The sequence below is a fragment of the Kaistella sp. CFF1-2 genome (assembly GCF_059509915.1).
In genome coordinates this window covers 1-1530 of sequence record NZ_JCAKLF010000020.1, presented here as the reverse complement: position 1 = coordinate 1530, position 1530 = coordinate 1, and the positions used below count along the sequence as shown (strand labels likewise).

General features: G+C 36.2%; 1 protein-coding gene. It reads right to left on the bottom strand.

Features of this window, described 5'->3' with window-relative positions:
* Nucleotides 1–81 precede the first annotated feature (81 nt).
* A protein-coding gene (locus AC5XHR_RS13690; protein WP_448353768.1) for an IS3 family transposase occupies nt 82–1445 on the bottom strand; the annotation gives its coding sequence in 2 pieces (ribosomal slippage) (nt 82–1121 and nt 1121–1445; 1365 coding nt in all).
* Nucleotides 1446–1530 lie beyond the last annotated feature (85 nt).

The window sequence follows — 1530 nt, the reverse complement described above, 5'->3', positions numbered from 1 at the left end:
TGTACGTCTTCAAAAGAAAGTGTACCAGGTTTAGTGGAGTATTTTGTTTTTCAAATATAGTCGGAAAAAACAATATTTAGTTTAATTTGAGGAGAAAACTGATTTGTTTTGTTCGTAATATTGTTTTCGCCTTATAATGGTTTCTTGTTTAATTTGTTGTCTTATTTTTAAAATTTCGTCTGTTCTTCCGTAATAAACGTCAGCTGGAGTAAGGTTTTGTAATGATTCATGATATCGTTCGTTGTTGTAGCGATTTACAAATTCTTCTAAAGCTTTTATCAGTTCTTCAGGGCTGTAGTAATGATGTAGTTTTACTACATTTTTCATGGTTCTGTGATATCGTTCAATTTTTCCTTGAGTTTGTGGATGAGCAGGACGACCATGAATTTGTTTCATTTTGTATTCTTCTTCCAAATACGTTTTAATTTCACCTGCGACATAGCAAGATCCATTGTCTGAAAGCAGTTTCGGAACCTGACCTTTCTTTAACCCAGCTTTTATTATCGCTCGATCTACCGTTCTTTGGACATCTTGAGCTTTCATGGTTTTACAAAGCTCCCAATGCACAATGTAACGGCTAAAATCATCAATAACGGTACTTAAATAATACCAACCCCAACCGACAATTTTAAAATAGGTAAAATCAGTCTGCCACATTTCGTGAACAAAACTGGTTTTATCTTTAAACTCGTTTGCAGCCGAAATAAGGATATGAGAAGGCGCTGTAACTAGTCCACTTTTCTTCAATATCCGATAAACACTGGATTCTGAAATAAAAATACCTTGCTCGTCGGTAATTTTGTGAGCCAATTCTCTGCTGGAAAGTTCTGGTGCTTCTAATGCTACATCAATCACCAACTTTTGTTCCTCCTCAGGAATGCTATTCCATTGTCGTCTTGAAGAATTAGGGGAAAAGAAAAATCCTGCTTCTCCTTTTTCTTGGTACAGATGGTACCATTTGTAAAACGTGCTTTTATGGATTCCCAATTCTCGCAAAGTCTTATTAACGCCTATTTCGCTTCGGGTTACGATATTAATTATTTCCAGCTTTTCTTCTCCTGATAGTCTCATATATTTTCTGTATTTGTAGACTATTCCAGAGTTTCCAAACTTTTTTTTATGATGTCATATCGGATAACCAGATCTGCAACCGATTCTTTGAGCCTGCGATTTTCTTCCCTCAGTTGGGCTACTTCATCGGAGGTTGCTTCTCTTGTGGTATCGCCAGAAAGACGCTTCTTTCCAGCTTCTATAAATTCTTTATTCCACTTGTAAAATGTGGATTCTTGGATGCCATGTTTGCGGCAAAGCTCTGCCACAGAAGTTTCAGCTCGCAAAGCTTCCATGACAATCAGAATTTTTTGCTCAGCAGTAAAAATACGTCTGGTTTTTCTGCGAATGTCTTTGAGGTAAGTCTCAGGTGTGGACTTTTTGGGTGCTCTCATAATAATCTAATTTAATAATTATTTTTTTTGAAAACACTCCACTAAAATTTCGTAAATTCAGTCCACTTTTTGCTGACGATTTACA